The 18663-nt window shown below is 63.7% G+C and carries 17 protein-coding genes and 1 pseudogene; 7 read left to right on the top strand and 11 right to left on the bottom strand.

The features are described from left to right. Nucleotides 1-84 precede the first annotated feature (84 nt). The 11 genes from AC07OV_RS17905 to AC07OV_RS17855 form a co-directional block, all read right to left on the bottom strand. Nucleotides 85-1479, bottom strand: a complete 1395-nt coding sequence (locus tag AC07OV_RS17905; RefSeq protein ID WP_495092687.1) for an FAD/NAD(P)-binding protein — start codon at nucleotides 1477-1479, stop codon at nucleotides 85-87. 12 nt (nucleotides 1480-1491) lie between these two features. Continuing rightward, complete coding sequence (locus AC07OV_RS17900; protein WP_495092686.1) at nucleotides 1492-2259, bottom strand: ABC transporter ATP-binding protein; 768 nt, start codon at nucleotides 2257-2259, stop codon at nucleotides 1492-1494. Nucleotides 2260-2262: 3 nt separating this feature from the next. Continuing rightward, the gene (locus AC07OV_RS17895; protein WP_495092685.1) at nucleotides 2263-3603 is read right to left on the bottom strand and encodes an ABC transporter substrate-binding protein; all 1341 of its coding nucleotides are present in this window, start codon (nucleotides 3601-3603) and stop codon (nucleotides 2263-2265) included. Between the two features lie 19 nt (nucleotides 3604-3622). Beyond that, nucleotides 3623-4672, bottom strand: a complete 1050-nt coding sequence (locus AC07OV_RS17890) for a branched-chain amino acid ABC transporter permease (RefSeq protein WP_494996456.1) — start codon at nucleotides 4670-4672, stop codon at nucleotides 3623-3625. Nucleotides 4673-4676: 4 nt separating this feature from the next. Continuing rightward, nucleotides 4677-5558 carry a branched-chain amino acid ABC transporter permease gene (locus tag AC07OV_RS17885; RefSeq protein ID WP_048728678.1) on the bottom strand — a complete coding sequence of 294 codons (882 nt, stop codon included), beginning with the start codon at nucleotides 5556-5558 and terminating at the stop codon, nucleotides 4677-4679. Beyond that, entirely contained in the window at nucleotides 5555-6328 is a 774-nt protein-coding gene (locus AC07OV_RS17880; protein WP_495092684.1) for an ABC transporter ATP-binding protein, read from the bottom strand. Before AC07OV_RS17880 ends, AC07OV_RS17885 begins: the two co-directional genes overlap by 4 nt. Further along, a complete protein-coding gene (locus AC07OV_RS17875; protein WP_494996454.1) occupies nucleotides 6325-7227 on the bottom strand; it encodes an AMP-binding protein in 903 nt (300 codons plus the stop codon). The genes AC07OV_RS17880 and AC07OV_RS17875 overlap by 4 nt, the downstream gene beginning before the upstream one ends. Before the next feature lie 180 nt (nucleotides 7228-7407). Further along, entirely contained in the window at nucleotides 7408-8787 is a 1380-nt protein-coding gene (locus tag AC07OV_RS17870; protein WP_495092683.1) for an LLM class flavin-dependent oxidoreductase, read from the bottom strand. After that, nucleotides 8787-9113, bottom strand: coding sequence for an acyl-CoA dehydrogenase (locus AC07OV_RS17865; protein WP_494996452.1), 327 nt, complete (start codon nucleotides 9111-9113; stop codon nucleotides 8787-8789). Before AC07OV_RS17865 ends, AC07OV_RS17870 begins: the two co-directional genes overlap by 1 nt. Nucleotides 9114-9122: 9 nt before the next feature. Continuing rightward, complete coding sequence (locus tag AC07OV_RS17860; protein WP_494996451.1) at nucleotides 9123-10319, bottom strand: SfnB family sulfur acquisition oxidoreductase; 1197 nt, start codon at nucleotides 10317-10319, stop codon at nucleotides 9123-9125. 154 nt (nucleotides 10320-10473) lie between these two features. Further along, the gene (locus AC07OV_RS17855) at nucleotides 10474-11037 is read right to left on the bottom strand and encodes a helix-turn-helix domain-containing protein (protein WP_176998834.1); all 564 of its coding nucleotides are present in this window, start codon (nucleotides 11035-11037) and stop codon (nucleotides 10474-10476) included. A 92-nt stretch (nucleotides 11038-11129) separates the two neighbouring features. On the opposite strand from AC07OV_RS17855, the gene AC07OV_RS17850 reads away from it, so the two are divergent. From AC07OV_RS17850 to AC07OV_RS17820, 7 genes and pseudogenes are all read left to right on the top strand, one after another. Next, a complete protein-coding gene (locus AC07OV_RS17850) occupies nucleotides 11130-12059 on the top strand; it encodes a DMT family transporter (RefSeq protein ID WP_494996450.1) in 930 nt (309 codons plus the stop codon). 569 nt (nucleotides 12060-12628) lie between these two features. After that, nucleotides 12629-15550, top strand: coding sequence for a monovalent cation/H+ antiporter subunit A (locus tag AC07OV_RS17845; protein WP_495092682.1), 2922 nt, complete (start codon nucleotides 12629-12631; stop codon nucleotides 15548-15550). Next, on the top strand, nucleotides 15550-15894 hold the full coding sequence (locus AC07OV_RS17840; protein WP_003192163.1) for a Na+/H+ antiporter subunit C: 345 nt from the start codon (nucleotides 15550-15552) through the stop codon (nucleotides 15892-15894). The genes AC07OV_RS17845 and AC07OV_RS17840 overlap by 1 nt, the downstream gene beginning before the upstream one ends. Then, complete coding sequence (locus AC07OV_RS17835; protein ID WP_178921244.1) at nucleotides 15891-17573, top strand: monovalent cation/H+ antiporter subunit D; 1683 nt, start codon at nucleotides 15891-15893, stop codon at nucleotides 17571-17573. The genes AC07OV_RS17840 and AC07OV_RS17835 overlap by 4 nt, the downstream gene beginning before the upstream one ends. After that, nucleotides 17570-18058 carry a Na+/H+ antiporter subunit E gene (locus AC07OV_RS17830; protein WP_457408101.1) on the top strand — a complete coding sequence of 163 codons (489 nt, stop codon included), beginning with the start codon at nucleotides 17570-17572 and terminating at the stop codon, nucleotides 18056-18058. The genes AC07OV_RS17835 and AC07OV_RS17830 overlap by 4 nt, the downstream gene beginning before the upstream one ends. After that, nucleotides 18055-18333 (top strand): K+/H+ antiporter subunit F, encoded by a 279-nt coding sequence (locus AC07OV_RS17825; protein ID WP_005789171.1) that lies wholly within the window; start codon nucleotides 18055-18057, stop codon nucleotides 18331-18333. The genes AC07OV_RS17830 and AC07OV_RS17825 overlap by 4 nt, the downstream gene beginning before the upstream one ends. After that, nucleotides 18330-18662, top strand: a pseudogene (locus AC07OV_RS17820) (Na+/H+ antiporter subunit G); the annotation flags it as partial. The gene AC07OV_RS17825 and the pseudogene AC07OV_RS17820, both read left to right, overlap by 4 nt. Between the last annotated feature and the right edge of the window lies 1 nt (nucleotide 18663).

The raw sequence follows: 18663 nt of genomic DNA, 5'->3' as shown, positions 1-18663 counted from the left end.
CCCCCCCTCCCCCCCCCCCCCCCCCCCCCCTCCCCCCCCCCCCCCCCCCCCCCCCCCCCCCCCCCCCCCCCCCCGCTCCCACATTTAGAGTTGTGTCAGCCTTGCGGCCAGGGCTTTGGCTTGCAGCGCCACATCGGTGACCGCCGTGCTTTCCCACCACAGGCCACGCAGCGGTGGGCCCATGGCGAACAAGCGCTGGCTGACCTGCCCCTGCGCATCCACCACAGCACCTGACTTATCCGCCGCGATCCCCAACGCCAATGGCCCTGGCTTGATCAGCCCACGCTTGAGCAACTGCTGCGGCAACGGCCGGGCCACGCGACGCCAGTCGTATTCGATGCCGCTGGAGTTGATCAACGCCGCGCCCGACACCTGGGTAAAAGCCTGTTCGCCCCGATAGCGCAGGCAAATGGTCACGCCACTGGCCGACACTTCCAGCCCTTTGTACGACGCCGCCCGAATGCGCAGGCGCCCTTCCCCATGCAAACGCGCCACCAGTTGCGCGCTCAACGGCGGCGAACGGTGGTGATGGCTTTCCCACCACGGCCGCACATGGCGTACGAACTGGCGTTTTTCAGGTTCGCTGGCCTGGCTCCACAAGCGAGCGATATGCGCCCGCACCGTGTCCAACGGCGCTTGCCAATCGATGCCCTGGGCCATCGCGATGCGGCACTGGCGGCGCACCTCGCGCAGCAATTGCAGCGGGCTGCGCAGGCGGTGATCTTCGGCGAGAAAATCCACCCAGCTCGGCGGTTGCCGGCGCACGTGGGGCAGTAGCCCATGACGCGAGAACACCTCGATCGGCCCACGGTGCCCGGCCTGCTCCAACGAGACCACGGCGTCCACCATGGTCAGCCCCGAACCGATGATCAGCACCGGCGCCTGCGGGTCGATCTGGCGCATGGCCTTGACGTCCCAGGGGTCAACCGACGCCGCGTTCAAGCCGCTTGACTCGGTTTGTGGCGTGCGCGCCGCCGGGAACATCCCGGTGGCCAACACGGCATAGTTGCCGCGTAATTGCTGGCCGTTGTCCAGCGTCAGCAACGTAGAGGCTTCATCCACTTGCAGGTCGACCACTTCCCCGCGCACATGCTCGACCGTCGACGCCGACAGCGCCCTGGCCTCGCTCAGGCGTTGCTGCGCGTACAAGCCGAAAATCCCGCGTGGCGGGAACAGTTCACAGATGGGCACGCGCTGCTGGTCCGACTCCGGCCAGCCACCGGCGCCGATGTAGTCGGTGAGCCATTGGGTCAGGTCGTCGGCATTGTCCGGGTCAACGCTCATGCGCGCCGCATTGCCGTTCAGGGTGTGACCCAGCTCGACGGCGCTGTAGGCCTCGCCACGGCCGAGTTCGGCACGCGGCTCGATCACCAGGATCTGGCGTTGGCCGGGCAGGCGCAGCAGTTGCACCGCCAGCATCGTGCCGCTCAGCCCGCCGCCGATGATCAGGACATCAGCGTTGCGGATGGATTCAGTCATGCAAATTCGCCCTTACTGTTTACCCAGATAAATGGTGTGCAAATCGCCCCGCGCCAGCAGTTCGGCCGCGCTGCCACTCAAGGCCACCCGCCCAGTATCCAGCACGTAGCCATGGGTCGCATAGGTGAGCGCGACGTTGATGTTCTGCTCGGCGATCAAAAAGCTCACCTGCTGCTCGCGATTGAGCTGCGCGATGATTTCGAAAATCTCTTGAACGATCATAGGCGCCAACCCCATGGACGGCTCGTCGAGCAGTACCAACGTCGGGCGCGTCATCAGCGCACGCCCGATGGCGACCATCTGTTGCTCGCCACCCGACGTTAACCCGGCACGGGTGTGGCGCTTGGTCTTGAGCCGGGGGAACCAGCTGTAAATGCGCTCCAGGTCCTGCTCCATGGCCTTGCGGCTCAGGCGCCGCACAAAGCCGCCGCTGCGCAGGTTGTCTTCCACCGTGAGTTGGCCGAACACATGGCGGCCCTCCAACACGTGGACCATGCCCTGGCGCACGCGCTGGCTGGGATCGATGCCGGCGAGGTCGGCGCCGGCGTATTCGATGTAACCTCGGCTGACCTCGGCCCGCTCGGCGCGCACCAGCCCCGAGATCGCCTTGAGCGTGGTGCTCTTTCCCGCGCCATTGGCCCCCAGCAACGCGACAATCGCGCCCTTGGGCACCTGCAGCGACACCCCGGCCACGGCGAGGATCGCGCCGTCATAGATCACTTCGATATCGTTGACCGTCAACAGCGACGGGCTCCCAGGCTCAATGGCGGGCTGGCTCATGGCTTATTCATCCCCGGTGCAGGTGCGCGGCGTCAGGCCTTTTTCCTTGGCGAACGCGGCGGACTTTTCATCAATCAGCGGGCGCAGCAACGCGCGGTCGGCGGCGATCCAGTCGCTGATCAGCGTCCAGTTGGCGCCGTCCCACTGTTGCACCCGCGCTGAACCACCGCCTTCGTGGTCGCGGCACGACAGCTTGAGGTTCTGCATCAGGCCGAAGTAGCCCATGGCCTTGAGACGTGCGTCGTCGATATTCAAGTGTTCCAGACCCCAACGGCCTTCTTCGCCGTTGAGCGGGCGCTTGCCGAACTTGGCCTGGGCGGTGCGGATCGCTTCCACCGCCACGGCCGCGTTCACCAGGCCGGAGTTGTAGTAGACGCTGCCGAAGTTTTTCAGGTCCTTGAGGTCGCTGTGGCCCTTGTCGAGGATGTATTGCTTGAGGCGCTTGTGGATCTCGAAGTCGGCACCGGCCGGGTACGGCGTGAGTGCCAGGTAGCCTTTGGCGGCGGCGCCTGCGGGCAATACGTCTTCGCTGGAACTGGCCCAGATATCGCCGATGATGTGGTCCACCGGGAAGCCGAAACGCGCCGCGGTCTTCACCGCCACCGGGGTGGACACGCCCCAGGTGCGCAGGAACACCCAGTCCGGATTGGCCTGGCGTACCTGGCGCCATTGTGCGGACTGCTCGTTGCCCGGGTCGGCCACCGGAATCTGGATGTTCTCGAAACCGTATTTCTCGGCCAGTAATTTCAGCGGGCCGAGGGTTTCACGACCGTAGGCCGAGTCGTGGTAGACCGTGGCGATCTTCTTGCCCTTGAGCTTGTCGAAACCGCCCTCGCGCTGGGCGATGTAGTTCACCAGCGTCGAGGCCTCGCTGTAGAAGGTCAGCATCACCGGGAAGTTGTAGGGGAACACCGTGCCGTCGGTGGCTTCGGTGCGGCCATAGCCGAGGGTGATCAGCGGGATCTTGTCCACTTCGGCCCGCTCACTCAAGGCATAGGCCGCCGGGGCACCGTTGGGTTGGTACACCGCGACCGGCGCGCCATCCAGGCCATTCTTGAAGCGCTCATAGCACTCGATGCCCTTCTCTGCCGTCCACTCGGTCTCGCATTCCTGCCACACCAGTTTCACGCCGTTGATGCCGCCTTCGACTTCGTTGATGTAGCGCAGGTAGTCGATCATGCCGGCCCACACCTGCACACCGCTTGAGGCGTAGGCGCCGACGCGGTAGGTGGCCAGGGGAATGAATTGCTGGTCGGCCGACGCCACGGCCTGGGGCACTGCGCCGGCCAATGCCGCCAGCGCAAAGGCCGCGCCGGCCAGGGATCGTTTCAAGGATGCACGCATGGAAGATTCTCTTAGGAAGTTAGAAACGCAGCGGCCACTGCCGCACACGGTCACGCAGGTTGTGCAACAGGCGAATCAAGCCCTCGGGTTCCCTAATCAGGAACACGATGATCAACACGCCAAAAATGATTTTCTGCAGGTTCTGCAACTGTCCCGCGTCCACCGAACCGCCGAACAGCGCCTGCCCGGCATGGCTGAGAAAGATCGGCAGCAAACTGATGAAGGCCGCGCCGACAAAGTTGCCAGCGATGCTGCCCATGCCGCCGATAATGATGATGAACAGGATCTGGAACGACCGGTTGATATCAAAGCTGCTGGCGCTGGCCGTGCCCAGGTAGGCAAAGGCCCACAGCGCGCCGGCGATACCCAGGTAGAACGAGCTGACCGCAAACGCCAGGCGCTTGTAGCGCGCGACCGGAATGCCGACCACGGCGGCGGCGGTGTCCATGTCGCGAATCGCCATCCAGTTGCGCCCCACCTGGCTGCGCACCAGGTTGACGGCGGTCCACGTCAGCACCAGCACGGTGACCAGGGTCAGCAGGTAGCGGCCCAGCGGCGTGTTGAGGTCCTGGCCGAACAACGAGAGTTTCGGTGCGGAAATGGTGCCCGACGAGCCGTAGTTGTAGAACCAGGGGAATTTGACGAACAGCCACTCCAGGAAAAATTGTGCGGCCAGGGTGGTGACCATCAAGTAGAAGCCCTTGATGCGCGAGCTGGGCAAGCCGAACAACAGCCCGACCAGCGCACTGATGATCCCGCCACCGAGCAGCGCCAGCGGCAAGCCCAGCTCCGGCAGGCGCAGCAAGAACCCGTAGGTGGCAAACGCGCCGACCGCCATGAAGCCGGCAGCGCCCACTGAGGTTTGCCCGGTGTAGCCGGTCAGCAGGTTCAGCCCCAACCCAGCCAGGGACAACACCAGGAACGGGATGAGGATCGCATTGAGCCAATAGTCATTGCCCCACAACGGCACCACGGCAAACGCCAGCACCAATAGGCCAATCAGGCTCCAGGGCACGCGCCGCTGGATCAGCAGCAACGGCGCGGTTTCTTGAACAACAGGGATCGACATGGTTTCAGACTCGCTCGATAGCACGCTCGCCGAACAGGCCAGCGGGACGGATGTACAGGAAGGCCAGGGCCAGCACGTAGGCGAACCACGGCGTGATGCCGCCACCGATCAGCGGGCCGATGTACACCTCGGCGAGGTTCTCCGCCGCACCGACGATCAACCCGCCGACAATCGCCCCGCCAATCGAGGTGAAACCGCCGATGATCAGCACCGGCAAGGCCTTGAGCACCACCAGCGACAACGAAAACTGCACGCCCTGGCGCGCGCCCCAGAGCAAACCGGCCACCAGCCCGACGATGCCAGCCACGGCCCAGACGATCTGCCAGATGCGGTTGAGGTTGATGCCGATGGACAGCGCCGCCGTGGTGTCATCCGCCACAGCGCGCAGCGACACACCGATGCGGGTCTTGTTGAACAGCAGCGCCAGTACCGTCACCAGCACCACGGCAGCGGCGGCCGCAATCAGGTCGAACTGGCTGAGCATCAGCGGGCCGACAAACAACGGCACATCGTCGATGCCCAGGTCCAGGGCGCGTACCTGCGAGCCCATCAAGCCCTGGGCGAGGCCTTCGATGATGAACGACAGACCGAGCGTGGCCATGAACAAGGTGATCTGCGAGCGGTTCACCAACGGCCGCAACACCAGGCGCTCGATCAGCAAGGCGCCGACGATCATCACGATCACGGTCAGCAGCAACGCCAGGGCAAACGGCACACCTTGATCATGCAGGCTGACAAAGGTCAGGGCCGCGAACAGCAGCATCGAGCCCTGGGCAAAATTGAACACGCCGCTGGCCTTGTAGATCAGCACAAAGCCGATGGCGACCAGCGAGTACATAGTGCCCGCGAGCAAGCCGCCGAGCAGGGTTTCAAAGAAGAAGGTCATGGGTGCACCGCCCCCAGGTAAGCTGCGATCACCTCGGGGTTGGCCTGGACGTCGGCGGGCGTGCCGTCGCCGACCTTGCGCCCGTAGTCGAGCACCACCACGTGGTCGGACAGGCCCATCACCACGCCCATGTCGTGTTCGATCAACACCACGGTGGTGCCGAGGTCGCGGTTCACGTCGGCGACGAAACGCGCCATTTCCTGTTTCTCTTCGGCATTCATCCCGGCCATCGGCTCATCCAGCAGCAACAGGCTGGGCCCGGCGATCAGCGCCCGGCCCAACTCCACACGTTTTTGCAGGCCGTAAGACAGGTTGCCCACCAGCACGTCGCGGTGGGCTTGCAGTTCAAGGAATTCGAGGATGCCCTGGGCGCGCAGGCGGAAGGCTTCGGCCTCACGACGTGCGCGAGGCAGGCCCAGGGCCTGTTCGATGAAGGTGCTGCGCGTATGCCGCGACAGGCCAGTGAGAATGTTGTCGATCACGCTCATCTTCTTGAACAGCGCGTTGTTCTGGAACGTGCGGCCGATGCCCCGGCGCGCTGCACCCAGCGGGTCGATGCGGTGGAAGCGCTGGTCTTCGAACACGATCTGGCCAGCGTCAAAGCGGTACACGCCGTTGAGCACATTGAGCAGCGAGCTTTTGCCCGCGCCGTTGGGCCCGATCAGCGCGCAGATTTCCCCGCGTGCGACCTCGAAGGACAAGGCATTAATCGCCTTGACCCCTTTGAACGACAGCGAGATATCCCGCACCTGGAGGATGGCTTGGCTCATGCGATGTCCCGTTTGAATTCGGCCAGCCAGGCGGGCTCGGGGGTGGTTTTGAGGGGTTGCCAGATATAGGCCAGGCGCTGGAAACCAAGCAGCTTGCGCACGCGGTTTTTCAGCAGCCGGCGCAGGCCGCTTTGCGGGTGGGCGATGGCCCAGTCGCACAGGCGCCGGCGCCAGGTGCCGTGGGGGGCCAGGCGGTGTTCGATTTCATCGGCCAGGTGCTGCAAGCGCGCGGCAGACAACAGCAGGCCAGTGGGGGCGACTTCGCGGCGATCGCGTTGCGCCGAGGCCAGGCTCTCCGGGAACGCCAGGCCGTGACCGCTGTTGAGCCATTGCTCCAGCAACACCGCCAGGCCGCCCTGCCAATGGGTACCCTCCTCGCTCCACAACGCGGTTTCACCGGTGGGTTGCCACCAGCGGGCGAGGTGCTGGGCAGGGTCCACCGGGCCCAGCAGTTGGGCGAAATCCAGCAGGTTGGCAGACTGCCAATGCTTTATCTGCTGGCGGTTTTGGGTGAAAGAATGGGTGGGGTGAATGCGCCACAGGTGCTGTTGCAGCGCATCGGGTTCCAGGTTGTCGGCCAGGGTCAGCACCTGCCCGCCGATGGATTGGGCGGCCAGGGCCAACAGCAACAGGTTGGGTTCGAACGCACCGCTCAGGGCCAGGCGCGATTGCTCGCCGAAACCCTGCTGGCGCAAGCCATCGGCCAGGCGCTCGACATCGCGCAGAGCGTCGATCCAGCGCCAGGCGTACCACTGGCCCTGGCGCTTATGGCGCAGGGCCGTGTGCAACGGCGTGATCTGCGCCCAGTGGTGCAATTGTTCCAGGGCCTTGGGCAGGTGGCCGAGCAGTTCTGCGGGCCATTCCAGCACCAGCGGCCGTTTGAGTTCGTGCACGCTCATAGGGAGTACTCCTATTTAGGGTTAAGCGTGCGGTGGTCCGCTGGCTAAAATCGATCAAACAATGAAGATCAACTGTAGGAGCCGGCTTGCCGGCGATGGCGGACTGTCAGTTAATGCATTTCTGCCTGACCCACCGCTATCGCCGGCAAGCCGGCTCCTACATTGGTTGGGGTGTTTCAGTTAGATTGAGTGGGCCTTGAGGTCGCGGTAGCCGGCGCCGGGGTGGTTCGCGCCCAGCCGGGCACCGTCGCCAAACAGCTTTTCGCGCAAGGTGCCCTGGGCGTACTCGGTCTTGTACACGCCACGCTTCTGCAACTCCGGCACCAGCAAGTCCACGGCGTCGATGAAGGTCTCGTGGGTCAGCGCGTAGGCCAGGTTGAAGCCGTCCACGTCAGTGTCTTCCACCCACTCCTGCAACAGGTCCGCCACGGTCTCAGGGCTGCCCACGAACAGCGGGCCAAAGCCGCCGATGCCGACCCAATCGGCCAGTTCGTTCGGCGTCCAGACCTTGTTCGGGTCCGCCGTGGAGAAGGCTTCCACCGCCGATTGAATGGCGTTGGTGTGCACATGCTTGAGCGGCTCGTCGGGCTTGAACTGGCTGAAGTCGATGCCGGTCCAGCCGGAGATCAGCGCCATCGCGCCTTCGTAGCTGACGTAGGATTTGTATTCCTCGAACTTGGCCTTGGCCTTGGCGTCGGTCTCGCCAACGATCACCGTCTGCAGGTTGAAGATCAGGATTTTCTTCGGATCACGCCCGGCCTCGGCCGCGCGGCGGCGGATGTCGGCGACAGTCTTTTTCAGCAGCACCTTGGACGGCGCGGCAACGAACACGCATTCGGCCTGTTCGGCCGCGAACTGCTTGCCACGGCTGGACGCCCCGGCCTGGTAGAGCACCGGCGTGCGCTGGGGCGATGGCTCGCACAGGTGGATGCCAGGCACCTGGAAGTGTTTGCCGACATGGCGGATCTCATGGATCTTGCTCGGGTCGCTGAAAATCTGCCGTTCGCGGTCACGCAACACCGCGCCCTCCTCCCAGCTGCCTTCCCAGAGTTTGTAGCAAACCTCCAGATACTCCTCGGCGTAGTCGTAGCGCGCGTCGTGTTCGGTCTGGGCTTTCTGGCCAAGGTTCTTGGCGCCGCTTTCCAGGTAAGACGTGACGATATTCCAGCCGATGCGGCCCTTGGTCAGGTGATCGAGGGTCGAGAGACGACGTGCAAACGGGTACGGATGTTCGAACGACAGCGAAGCGGTCAGGCCGAAGCCCAAGTGCTCGGTGACCAGCGCCATCGGCGCGATCAGCGACAGCGGGTCATTGACCGGCACCTGCGCCGCCTGGCGAATCGCCGCGTCGCCATTGCCGTTGTACACGTCGTAGATGCCGAGCACGTCGGCGATGAACAGGCCGTCAAACTTGCCGCGCTCGAGGATCTTGGCCAGGTCGGTCCAGTATTCCAGGTCCTTGTACTGCCACGAGCGGTCACGGGGGTGCGCCCACAGGCCGGGGGATTGGTGGCCGACGCAGTTCATGTCGAAGGCATTCAAGCGAATTTCACGGGCCATTAAAGCACTCCGTTGAGGTGGTAGTTGCCGACGATCTGGTATTTGGCACGCAGGGGATCATCAAGGGTCGACGGCAGTTCGGTGCGTTGGCCGGTCAATTCGAATTCGGCGTTGCTCGCGGCGATGAGCGCCTCGGCGGCAGCGATCTGCGCTTCGGTCGCGGCGACAGGGCTAGGGTGGGTTTCGGCGCGTTCCAGCAACGCGGCGGCCACGTCGACGCGGATCTGCAAATCGCCAAAACGGCTGATCACGTAGGGGTCGTCGCTTTTTTCAACGTGGCGGCGGGTGCTGTCCAGCAACTGGCGCGCAAGGTTCAATGCGGTCATAGGTAGTCCTCAGTTCCAGGCATGGCGCGCAGGCTTCACGCCGTTAAGCACGAAGTTGCCGATCAGGTGGTATTTCCAGCGCGCCGGGTCGTGCAGGGTGTGGGTGCGGGCGTTGCGCCAGAAACGGTCGAGGTTATGTTTGCCGGTCACCGAGCGCGTGCCGGCCAGCTCGAAGAGTTTGCTGCTGGCGAGCAACGCGGTTTCGGCCGACAGCACCTTGGCCTGGGCGACCACTAACGAGGCATGCGCCACGCTGTCTTCGCTCGGCTCGGCGAGGGCGCGGTCTACGGCCAGGCCGGCTTTGGCGAGGATGGCTTCGGTGCCATGTACGCGCCATTGCAGGTCGCCGATGGCGGCAATGGTGAACGGGTCTTGCCAACCGTGATCCTGTTGGCTGTCTATCCAGGGCCGCGCCTGGCGGGCGTAGAGCTTGGCGTGTTCGAGGGCACCGACGGCGATGCCGGTATCCACCGCTGCCTGGATAATCTGTGAAATCGGGCCGTTGGCCGTCGGCTGATCGAAGGCCAGGTGGGCCGGTATCACCGCGCTGCGCGGCACCGTGACACCGTCGAGGGTTACGCCGCCGCTGGCGGTGGTGCGCTGACCGAAGCCGTCCCAGCTGTCGATCACGTTCAAGCCCTGGGCGTCGCGCTCGACAAAGGCAATGAAGGCCTGGCCGTGTTCATTGTTGCCGACCGTGGGCACCAAATGAGCGAACAGCGCGCCGGTGCAGTAGAACTTCTCGCCATTGATTTGCGCGGTGTCGCCGTGGAAGCGGATCTGCGTGTCAAAGGTGCCAGCGTTTTTGCTCTTGGCCTCGGAGAAGGCGTTACCGAAGCGATAGCCTTGCAGGACTTTGCCGAAGTAATACTGCTTTTGTTCCTCCGTGGCCGTTTGCAGCAGGATGTCCACCACGCCCAGGTGGTTCTGCGGAATCTGCCCCAGAGAGGGGTCGGCAGCGGAGATCAACTTGATCACCTCGGCCACCGTCACATAGGACACCTCGGCGCCGCCGTAGGCCTTGGGAATAGTGATGCCCCACAAGCCGCTGGCAGAGAACTCATCAAGCTCGGCCACCGGCAGGCGCCGCTCGCGGTCGCGCACGCTGGCGTCGACGGCAAAACGTGCGGCCAGCCGCTTGGCGACCTCGATGGCTTCCGCGTCCGAGCGGATGATATGGGCAGGGTGTTGAGGGTGGGCTGACATGGGCCGACTCCAGGCTCCGATGGGATATCGGAGGGATTGCAGGAGTCGTGCCTGAATTTAATACCCAATAAAATCAGCCAGTTGCTGGCTAATCAGGTGTTGGGGTGGCGTTTCAAACCAGCAAAGTGTCCATCCACTGTTGCCGGGCGAACAGTTAGATCACCACGTTGCGCACAAACCGCACCGGCACGTCGCCGTCGTTGCGATAGCCATGCACGTGACGGCTGGCGAACATGTAGAACTCACCGGCGGCGACGCGCTTGTCTTCCTCGCCCACCAACAAGGTGAGGCAGCCTTCGAACACAAACAATTGCACGCTCCAGCCATCCGGATCGGGATCTGGGCTGTAGCGATCGCCCGGCTCCAGCTGCATCTCCCACAACTCAACCTCGCGCCGCGCCGTGGCCTTGGCCAGCAACACCGCCTTGCTGCCTGGAATTTCACCGGCCCAGGCCAGCTCGTTGATGCGGCTGTGGTCGGGGGCGTCCGGCGCCTGGATCAGGTCGCTGAATGCCACGTCCAGCGCTTCGGCCACACGGTCGAGGGTGGACAGGCTGACGTTCTTCTCCCCCGCCTCGATGGCCACCAGCATGCGCCGGCTGACCCCGGACTTTTCCGAAAGCGCGGTCTGGCTCAAGTCGGCGGCATGGCGCAGGCGACGAACGTTCTGGCTGACGTGCTGCAGGACCGAGGCCCGTTGTGGATTTTCTTTGTGCACTATATTGCTCAATGGGTGGGTGTGCGCAGTATACTGCCCAGCGTGCGGCGCATTGTGCGGTCCGTGCCTTTCCCTTGCAAGACCGAGCCGCCATGACCACCCCGAACGCCTCACCCCGTTTCAACCGTTTCAGTAAAGCCGAATGCATCCTGGTGGTGATCACCATGATCTGGGGCGGCACGTTTTTGCTGGTGCAGCACGCGATGACCGTCAGCGGCCCGATGTTTTTCGTGGGCCTGCGATTTGCCGCGGCCGCCATCGTGGTGGGCTTCTTTTCCTTGCGCACCCTGCGCGACCTGACCTTGTTCGAATTGAAGGCCGGTGTATTTATCGGCGTGGCTATCATGTTTGGCTACGGGCTGCAGACCATCGGTTTGCAGACGATCCTCAGCAGCCAGTCGGCGTTTATCACCGCTTTATATGTGCCATTCGTACCGTTGCTGCAATGGTTGGTGCTGGGTCGTCGCCCGGGCTTGATGCCGAGCATTGGCATCATGCTGGCGTTTACCGGCTTGATGCTGCTGACCGGGCCGGCGGGCGCATCGCTGAATTTCAGCCCGGGCGAAATCGCCACGCTGATCGGCGCGGTGGCGATTGCCGCTGAAATCATCCTGATCGGCGCCTTTGCCGGCCAAGTGGACGTGCGCCGGGTGACCGTGGTGCAACTCGCCACCGCCTCGGTGCTGTCCTTCATGATGGTGGTGCCGATGGGCGAAGCGCTGCCGGGGTTCTCATGGTTGCTGCTGTTCAGCGCAGTGGGGTTGGGCCTGACCAGCGCGGTGATCCAGGTCGCAATGAACTGGGCGCAGCAAAGCGTTTCGCCGACACGCGCCACGTTGATCTATGCCGGTGAGCCCGTGTGGGCAGGCGTGGTTGGGCGAATTGCCGGTGAGCGCTTCCCGCCGATTGCAATGCTGGGGGCAGCGTTGATTGTGGCGGCGGTGATTGTGAGCGAGATGAAGACCAAGGGGCAGAGGGCGGCAGAGCGAGAGGATGCGTTGGAGCAGGAACGAATAGGTTGATGCCCACCGACCACCCCGGCTTTTGATCTGCTTTGCTTTTGATCTTGATCCAAGGCGCCCCGTCAACCACGCTGGCCGAATGCAGGCTTGAATCCGTGGCTAACCCGGCAGGACGCCGGGTTAGCCGTCCTGGGCCAAGGATGGCCCATGACGGCGGCCCACGGATTCAAGCCGGAGAGAGGGTACACCGAGCCTAGGCGAGGTGCCGAGTGGTGGGGCGAGGACCTTTTGGTTACTTTTGGGTCCTTCCAAAAGTGACCCGCTGTAAGAGCGGAACCATAAGTGGCCGTTACCGCAGGAACGGATATGTACACAGACATACCGCTATCGCAGGCAAGCCAGCTCCCACATTTGACTGATTTACACCTGATAGAACCGGGTTGGCTGGATGGCCGCCATCGCGGGCAAGCCCGGCTCCCACAGGGATCGCATTTCAATATTGACGCCGGTGCAACAGTGCCAAGTAGGCATTTTCAGCCTACCTTGTAGGATCCTGCCACATGTTGCCGTTTGGTGATCGTGAAAGCGGCACGTATGATGCATCCCAAACTCCCGCAGATTAGAAGCCTATGTCCCTGATAGTTCTACTGCTTCTGCCGTTCATTGGCAGCTGTCTGGCGGCCATGCTGCCGCACAATGCACGTAACACCGAATCCCTGTTGGCCGGCCTTGTGGCCCTGGTCGGCACCATTCAAGTCGCCCTGCTCTACCCCCAGATCGCCCACGGTGGCGTGATCCGCGAAGAATTCATGTGGTTGCCCAGCCTCGGGCTGAACTTCGTGTTGCGCATGGACGGGTTTGCCTGGCTGTTCTCGATGCTGGTGCTCGGCATCGGCACGCTGGTGTCGCTGTATGCGCGCTACTACATGTCGCCGGACGACCCGGTGCCGCGTTTCTTCGCGTTTTTCCTGGCGTTCATGGGCGCCATGCTTGGCCTGGTGATTTCCGGCAACCTGATCCAGATCGTGTTCTTCTGGGAACTGACCAGCCTGTTCTCGTTCCTGCTGATCGGCTACTGGCACCACCGCGCCGATGCACGGCGTGGCGCCTATATGGCGTTGATGGTCACCGGCGCGGGCGGCTTGTGCCTGCTGGCGGGCGTGATGCTGCTGGGGCATATCGTTGGCAGCTATGACCTGGACCAGGTGCTGGCGGCGGGCGATCAGATTCGCGCGCATTCGCTGTACCCGGTGATGCTGGCCCTGGTGTTGATCGGCGCCTTGAGCAAAAGCGCGCAGTTCCCCTTCCACTTCTGGCTGCCCCACGCGATGGCGGCGCCCACGCCGGTGTCGGCGTACCTGCATTCGGCGACGATGGTGAAGGCCGGCGTGTTCCTGCTGGCCCGCCTGTGGCCGTCGCTGTCCGGCAGCGAAGAATGGTTCTACATCGTCGGCGGTGCCGGCGCGCTCACCCTGCTCCTCGGCGCTTACTGCGCCATCTTCCAGAACGACCTCAAGGGCCTGCTGGCCTATTCCACCATCAGCCACCTCGGCTTGATCACCTTGCTGCTGGGCCTCAACAGCCCGCTGGCTGCCGTCGCGGCGGTATTCCACATCCTCAATCACGCCACCTTCAAGGCTTCGTTGTTCATGGCCGCAGGCATCATTGACCATGAAAGCGGCACCCGGGATATCCGCAAGCTCAGCGGCCTGGTCCGGCTGATCCCGTTCACCGCCACGCTGGCGATGGTTGCCAGTGCGTCCATGGCCGGGGTGCCGTTGCTCAACGGTTTCCTGTCCAAAGAGATGTTCTTCGCCGAGACCGTGTTTATCTCCTCGACCGCCTGGGTGGAGTTCGCCCTGCCGGTGATCGCCACCATCGCGGGCACGTTCAGCGTGGTGTATGCCCTGCGCTTTACCGTCGATGTGTTCTTCGGCCCCACCGCCACCAACCTGCCCCACACGCCGCACGAACCGCCACGCTGGATGCGCGCGCCGGTTGAACTGCTGGTGTTCACCTGCCTGCTGGTGGGGATCTTCCCGGCCCAGGTGGTGGGCTCGATCCTTGCCGCTGCGGCCTTGCCGGTGGTCGGCGGCGTGCTACCGGAGTACAGCCTGGCGATCTGGCACGGCTGGAATGCGCCGATGATCATGAGCCTGGTGGCCATGAGTTGCGGCGTGGTGCTGTACCTGGTGCTGCGCAAGCAACTCAAGCGCGGCCGCTTCAAATACCCGCCGATCATCAGCTACTTCAACGGCAAGCGCATGTTCGAGCGCTGCCTGGTGGTGATGATGCGCGGCGTGCGCAAGATCGAGAAACGCATCAGCACCAAGCGCCTGCAGACCCAGCTGTTCCTGCTGGTGCTGGTGGCAGTGGTCGGCGGCATGATCCCGATGCTCAACAGCGGCCTCAGCTGGGGCGACCGCCCGAAAATCCCGGGTTCCATCGTGTTCGTCACCCTGTGGCTGCTGGCAATCGCCTGCGCCCTCGGCGCCGCCTGGCAAGCCAAGTACCACCGGCTGGCAGCCCTGACCATGGTCAGCGTGTGCGGCATGATGACCTGCGTGACCTTCGTGTGGTTCTCGGCGCCGGACCTGGCGCTGACCCAGCTGGTGGTCGAAGTGGTCACTACTGTGCTGATCCTGCTCGGCCTGCGCTGGCTACCACGGCGGATCGAAGAGGTCTCGCCACTGCCCAGCTCCTTGCGCAAGGCACGCATCCGCCGCCTGCGCGACTTCCTGCTGTCCACCGTGGTCGGTGGCGGCATGGCGTTGCTGTCCTACGCGATGCTGACGCGCCAGACCCCCAACGACATTTCTTCGTTCTACTTAAGCCGCGCCCTGCCCGAAGGCGGCGGCAGCAATGTGGTGAACGTGATGCTGGTGGACTTCCGGGGCTTCGACACCCTCGGCGAAATTACCGTACTTGGCGCTGTGGCGCTGACGGTCTATGCGCTGCTACGGCGATTCCGTCCATCCAAAGAGAGCATGGAGTTGCCGCCACAACAGCGTCAGCTGGCACCGGACGTGGCCACCGACCTGGTCAACCCGCGCCAGGCCAGCGACACCGCGCTGGGCTTCATGATGGTGCCAGCGGTGCTGGTGCGCCTGCTGCTGCCGATTGCGCTGGTGGTGTCGTTCTACCTGTTCATGCGCGGCCACAATCAGCCGGGCGGCGGGTTTGTCGCCGGCCTTGTGATGTCGGTGGCGTTTATCCTGCAATACATGGTCGCCGGTACGCAGTGGGTCGAGGCGCAGATGAGCCTGCGGCCGATGCGCTGGATGGGCTTCGGCCTGCTGTCTGCAACCCTCACCGGGCTCGGCGCGTTATTTGCCGGTTACCCGTTCCTCACCACCCACACCTGGCATTTCAGCCTGCCGCTGCTGGGTGATATCCATATCGCCAGCGCGCTGTTCTTCGACGTCGGCGTGTACGCGATGGTGGTCGGCTCGACGCTGTTGATGCTCACCGCCCTCGGCCACCAGTCGGTGCGCGCGCACAAACCGAGCAACCAGGCCAAAGCCGTGGCCGCCACAGAAGGAGCCGCCTGATGGAAGAAGTCATCGCAATTGCCATTGGGGTCCTGGCGGCCTCCGGCGTGTGGTTGATCCTGCGACCACGGACCTTCCAGGTGGTGATGGGCCTGTGCCTGTTGTCGTACGGTGTCAACCTGTTCATCTTCAGCATGGGCAGCCTGTTCATCGGCAAGGAGCCGATCATCAAGGACGGCGTGCCGCAAGACCTGCTCAACTACACCGACCCCCTGCCCCAGGCGCTGGTGCTCACGGCCATCGTGATCAGCTTCGCCATGACCGCCTTGTTCCTGGTGGTGCTGCTCGCCTCCCGAGGCCTGACCGGCACGGACCATGTGGACGGCCGGGAGCCCAAGGAATGACGTGGATGAATCAACTGATCGTCGCGCCGATCCTGCTGCCGCTGATGACCGCCGCGTTGATGCTGATGCTGGGCGAAAAACGCCGCCCGCTGAAAGCACAGATCAACCTGGTCTCCAGCATCATCGGGCTGGGCATTGCGATCCTGCTGCTGTACTGGACGCAAAAAGGCGGCCCCGGCTCGATTGGCGTGTACCTGCCGGGCAACTGGCAGGTGCCGTTCGGCATCGTGTTGGTGGTGGACCAACTGTCGGCGCTGATGCTGGTGCTCACCGGCATTATCGGCGTGAGCGCGCTGCTGTTCGCCATGGCCCGCTGGGACCGCGCGGGCACCAGCTTCCACGCGTTGTTCCAGGTGCAGATGATGGGCTTGTACGGCGCCTTCCTCACCGCCGACCTGTTCAACCTGTTCGTGTTCTTCGAGGTGCTGCTGGCGGCGTCCTACGGCTTGATGCTGCACGGCTCGGGCCGGGCGCGGGTGTCGGCGGGGCTGCATTACATCGCGATCAACCTGCTGGCGTCGTCGCTGTTCCTGATTGGCGCGGCGATGATCTACGGCGTGACCGGAACGCTGAATTTTGCTGACCTGGCGCTGAAAATCCCGCTGGTGCCGGAGGCGGATCGTGGTTTGTTGCACGCCGGTGCGGCGATCCTGGCGACGGCCTTCCTGGCCAAAGCCGGTATGTGGCCGCTGAACTTCTGGCTGGCGCCCGCTTATTCTTCGGCGAGCGCGCCGGTGGCGGCGATGTTCGCGATCATGACCAAGGTCGGCGTGTACACCGTGCTGCGCCTGTGGACCCTGCTGTTCTCTGGCCAGGCCGGTGCCTCAGCGCTGTTTGGTGGCGACTGGCTGGTGTACGGCGGCATGGCAACCATCATCTGCGCCGGCTTGGCGATGGTGGCGGCGCAGCGGCTGGAGCGCATGGCCAGCTTGAGCATTCTGGTGTCGGCGGGGATTCTGCTGTCGGCCGTCGGCTTTGCTCAGCCAAGCTTGACCGCTGGCGCGCTGTTTTACCTGGTCAGCTCGACGCTTGCCTTGAGCGCGCTGTTCCTGCTGGCCGAGTTGATCGAGCGTTCGCGCTCGGCCAACGACTTGCCGCTGGATGAAGAAATCGACGCGCTGCCCAAGGCCATGGAGTCCCTGCACCCGCGTCCCGGCGTGAACCTCGACGATGAACAGCAAGCCGTGGTCGGCCAGGTGATTCCCTGGACCATGGCGTTCCTGGGCTTGAGTTTTATCGCCTGTGCCCTGCTGATCATCGGCATGCCGCCGCTGTCCGGGTTTATCGGCAAACTCAGTTTGTTGAGTGCACTGGTCAACCCGCTGGGCCTGGGCGTCAGCATCGATGCGCCGATCCGCCCTGCTGCGTGGGGCCTGGTGGCGCTGTTGATCCTCTCCGGCCTGGCCTCGCTGATCGCCTTCGCGCGCCTGGGCATCCAGCGCTTCTGGACCCCGGAAGAGCGCCCTTCGCCACTGCTGCGGCGCTACGAGTGCGTGCCGATCTTCTTCCTGCTCGGCTTGAGCATCCTGCTGACGTTCAAGGCGGAGCCGCTGATGCGCTACACCCAGGACACCGCCGTCAGCCTGAACAACCCGGAACACTACGTGATGGCAGTGATGGCAACGCGCCCGGTGCCGAGCCCTGAAGCCAAGGCCGCCGCGCTGGAGGTGCAACCATGAAGCGCCTGCTCCCTGCCCCGTGGTTGTCGTTGGCGTTGTGGTTGTTGTGGCTGGTGTTGAACCTGTCCGTGAGCCCCGGCAACCTGTTGCTGGGCGCAGTGCTGGGCTTTCTCGCGCCGCTGATGATGGCGCCGCTGCGGCCGTTGCCGATCCGCATTCGCCGCCCCGGGGTGATCATTCGCCTGTTCTTCCTGGTGGGTCGCGATGTGATCGTCTCCAACCTGCAAGTGGCCTGGGGCGTGCTGATGTGCGGCTCGCGCCCGCCACGCTCGCGTTTTATCAAGATCCCGCTGGACCTGCGCGACCCCAACGGCCTGGCTGCACTGTCGATGATCACCACCGTGGTGCCCGGCACCATCTGGTCGGAACTGGCGCTGGACCGCAGCATCCTGCTCTTGCACGTGTTTGATCTTGAGGAGGAAGCGCCCTTTATCGAGCACTTCAAGTCCACTTACGAGCGGCCCCTGATGGAGATCTTCGAATGAGCGCCCTGCTCTCCAATGCGATCCTGTTCAGCCTGTTCCTGTTCTCGCTGGCCATGGTGCTGACGCTGATCCGCCTGTTCAAAGGCCCGTCGGCCCAGGATCGGGTACTGGCACTGGACTACCTGTACATCCTGGCGATGCTGATGATGCTGGTCCTGGGCATTCGGTACGCCAGTGACACCTACTTTGAAGCGGCGTTGCTGATTGCGCTGTTCGGCTTCGTCGGCTCGTTTGCCCTGGCGAAATTCCTGCTGCGTGGCGAGGTGATTGAATGATGCCGTTATGGGTGGAAGTGATCGTGGCGGTGCTGCTGGTGCTGAGCAGCGTATTTGCGCTGATTGGCGCGATCGGGCTGCTGCGCATGAAAGACTTTTTCCAGCGCATGCACCCGCCTGCATTGGCTTCGACGCTGGGTGCCTGGTGCGTGGCGTTGGCGTCGATTATCTATTTTTCGGTGCTCAAGTCCGGGCCCGTGTTGCACGGGTGGTTGATCCCGATTTTGTTGTCGATCACGGTGCCGGTGACCACGTTGCTGTTGGCACGCACGGCATTGTTCCGCAAGCGCATGGCCGGTGATGATGTGCCGGCCGAGGTCAGCAGCCGGC

It is taken from the genome of Pseudomonas sp. GW821-FHT09A09 (assembly GCF_059418405.1).
Note: the sequence above shows the minus strand (reverse complement) of the source record. Positions and strands in the feature narration are given on the sequence as shown.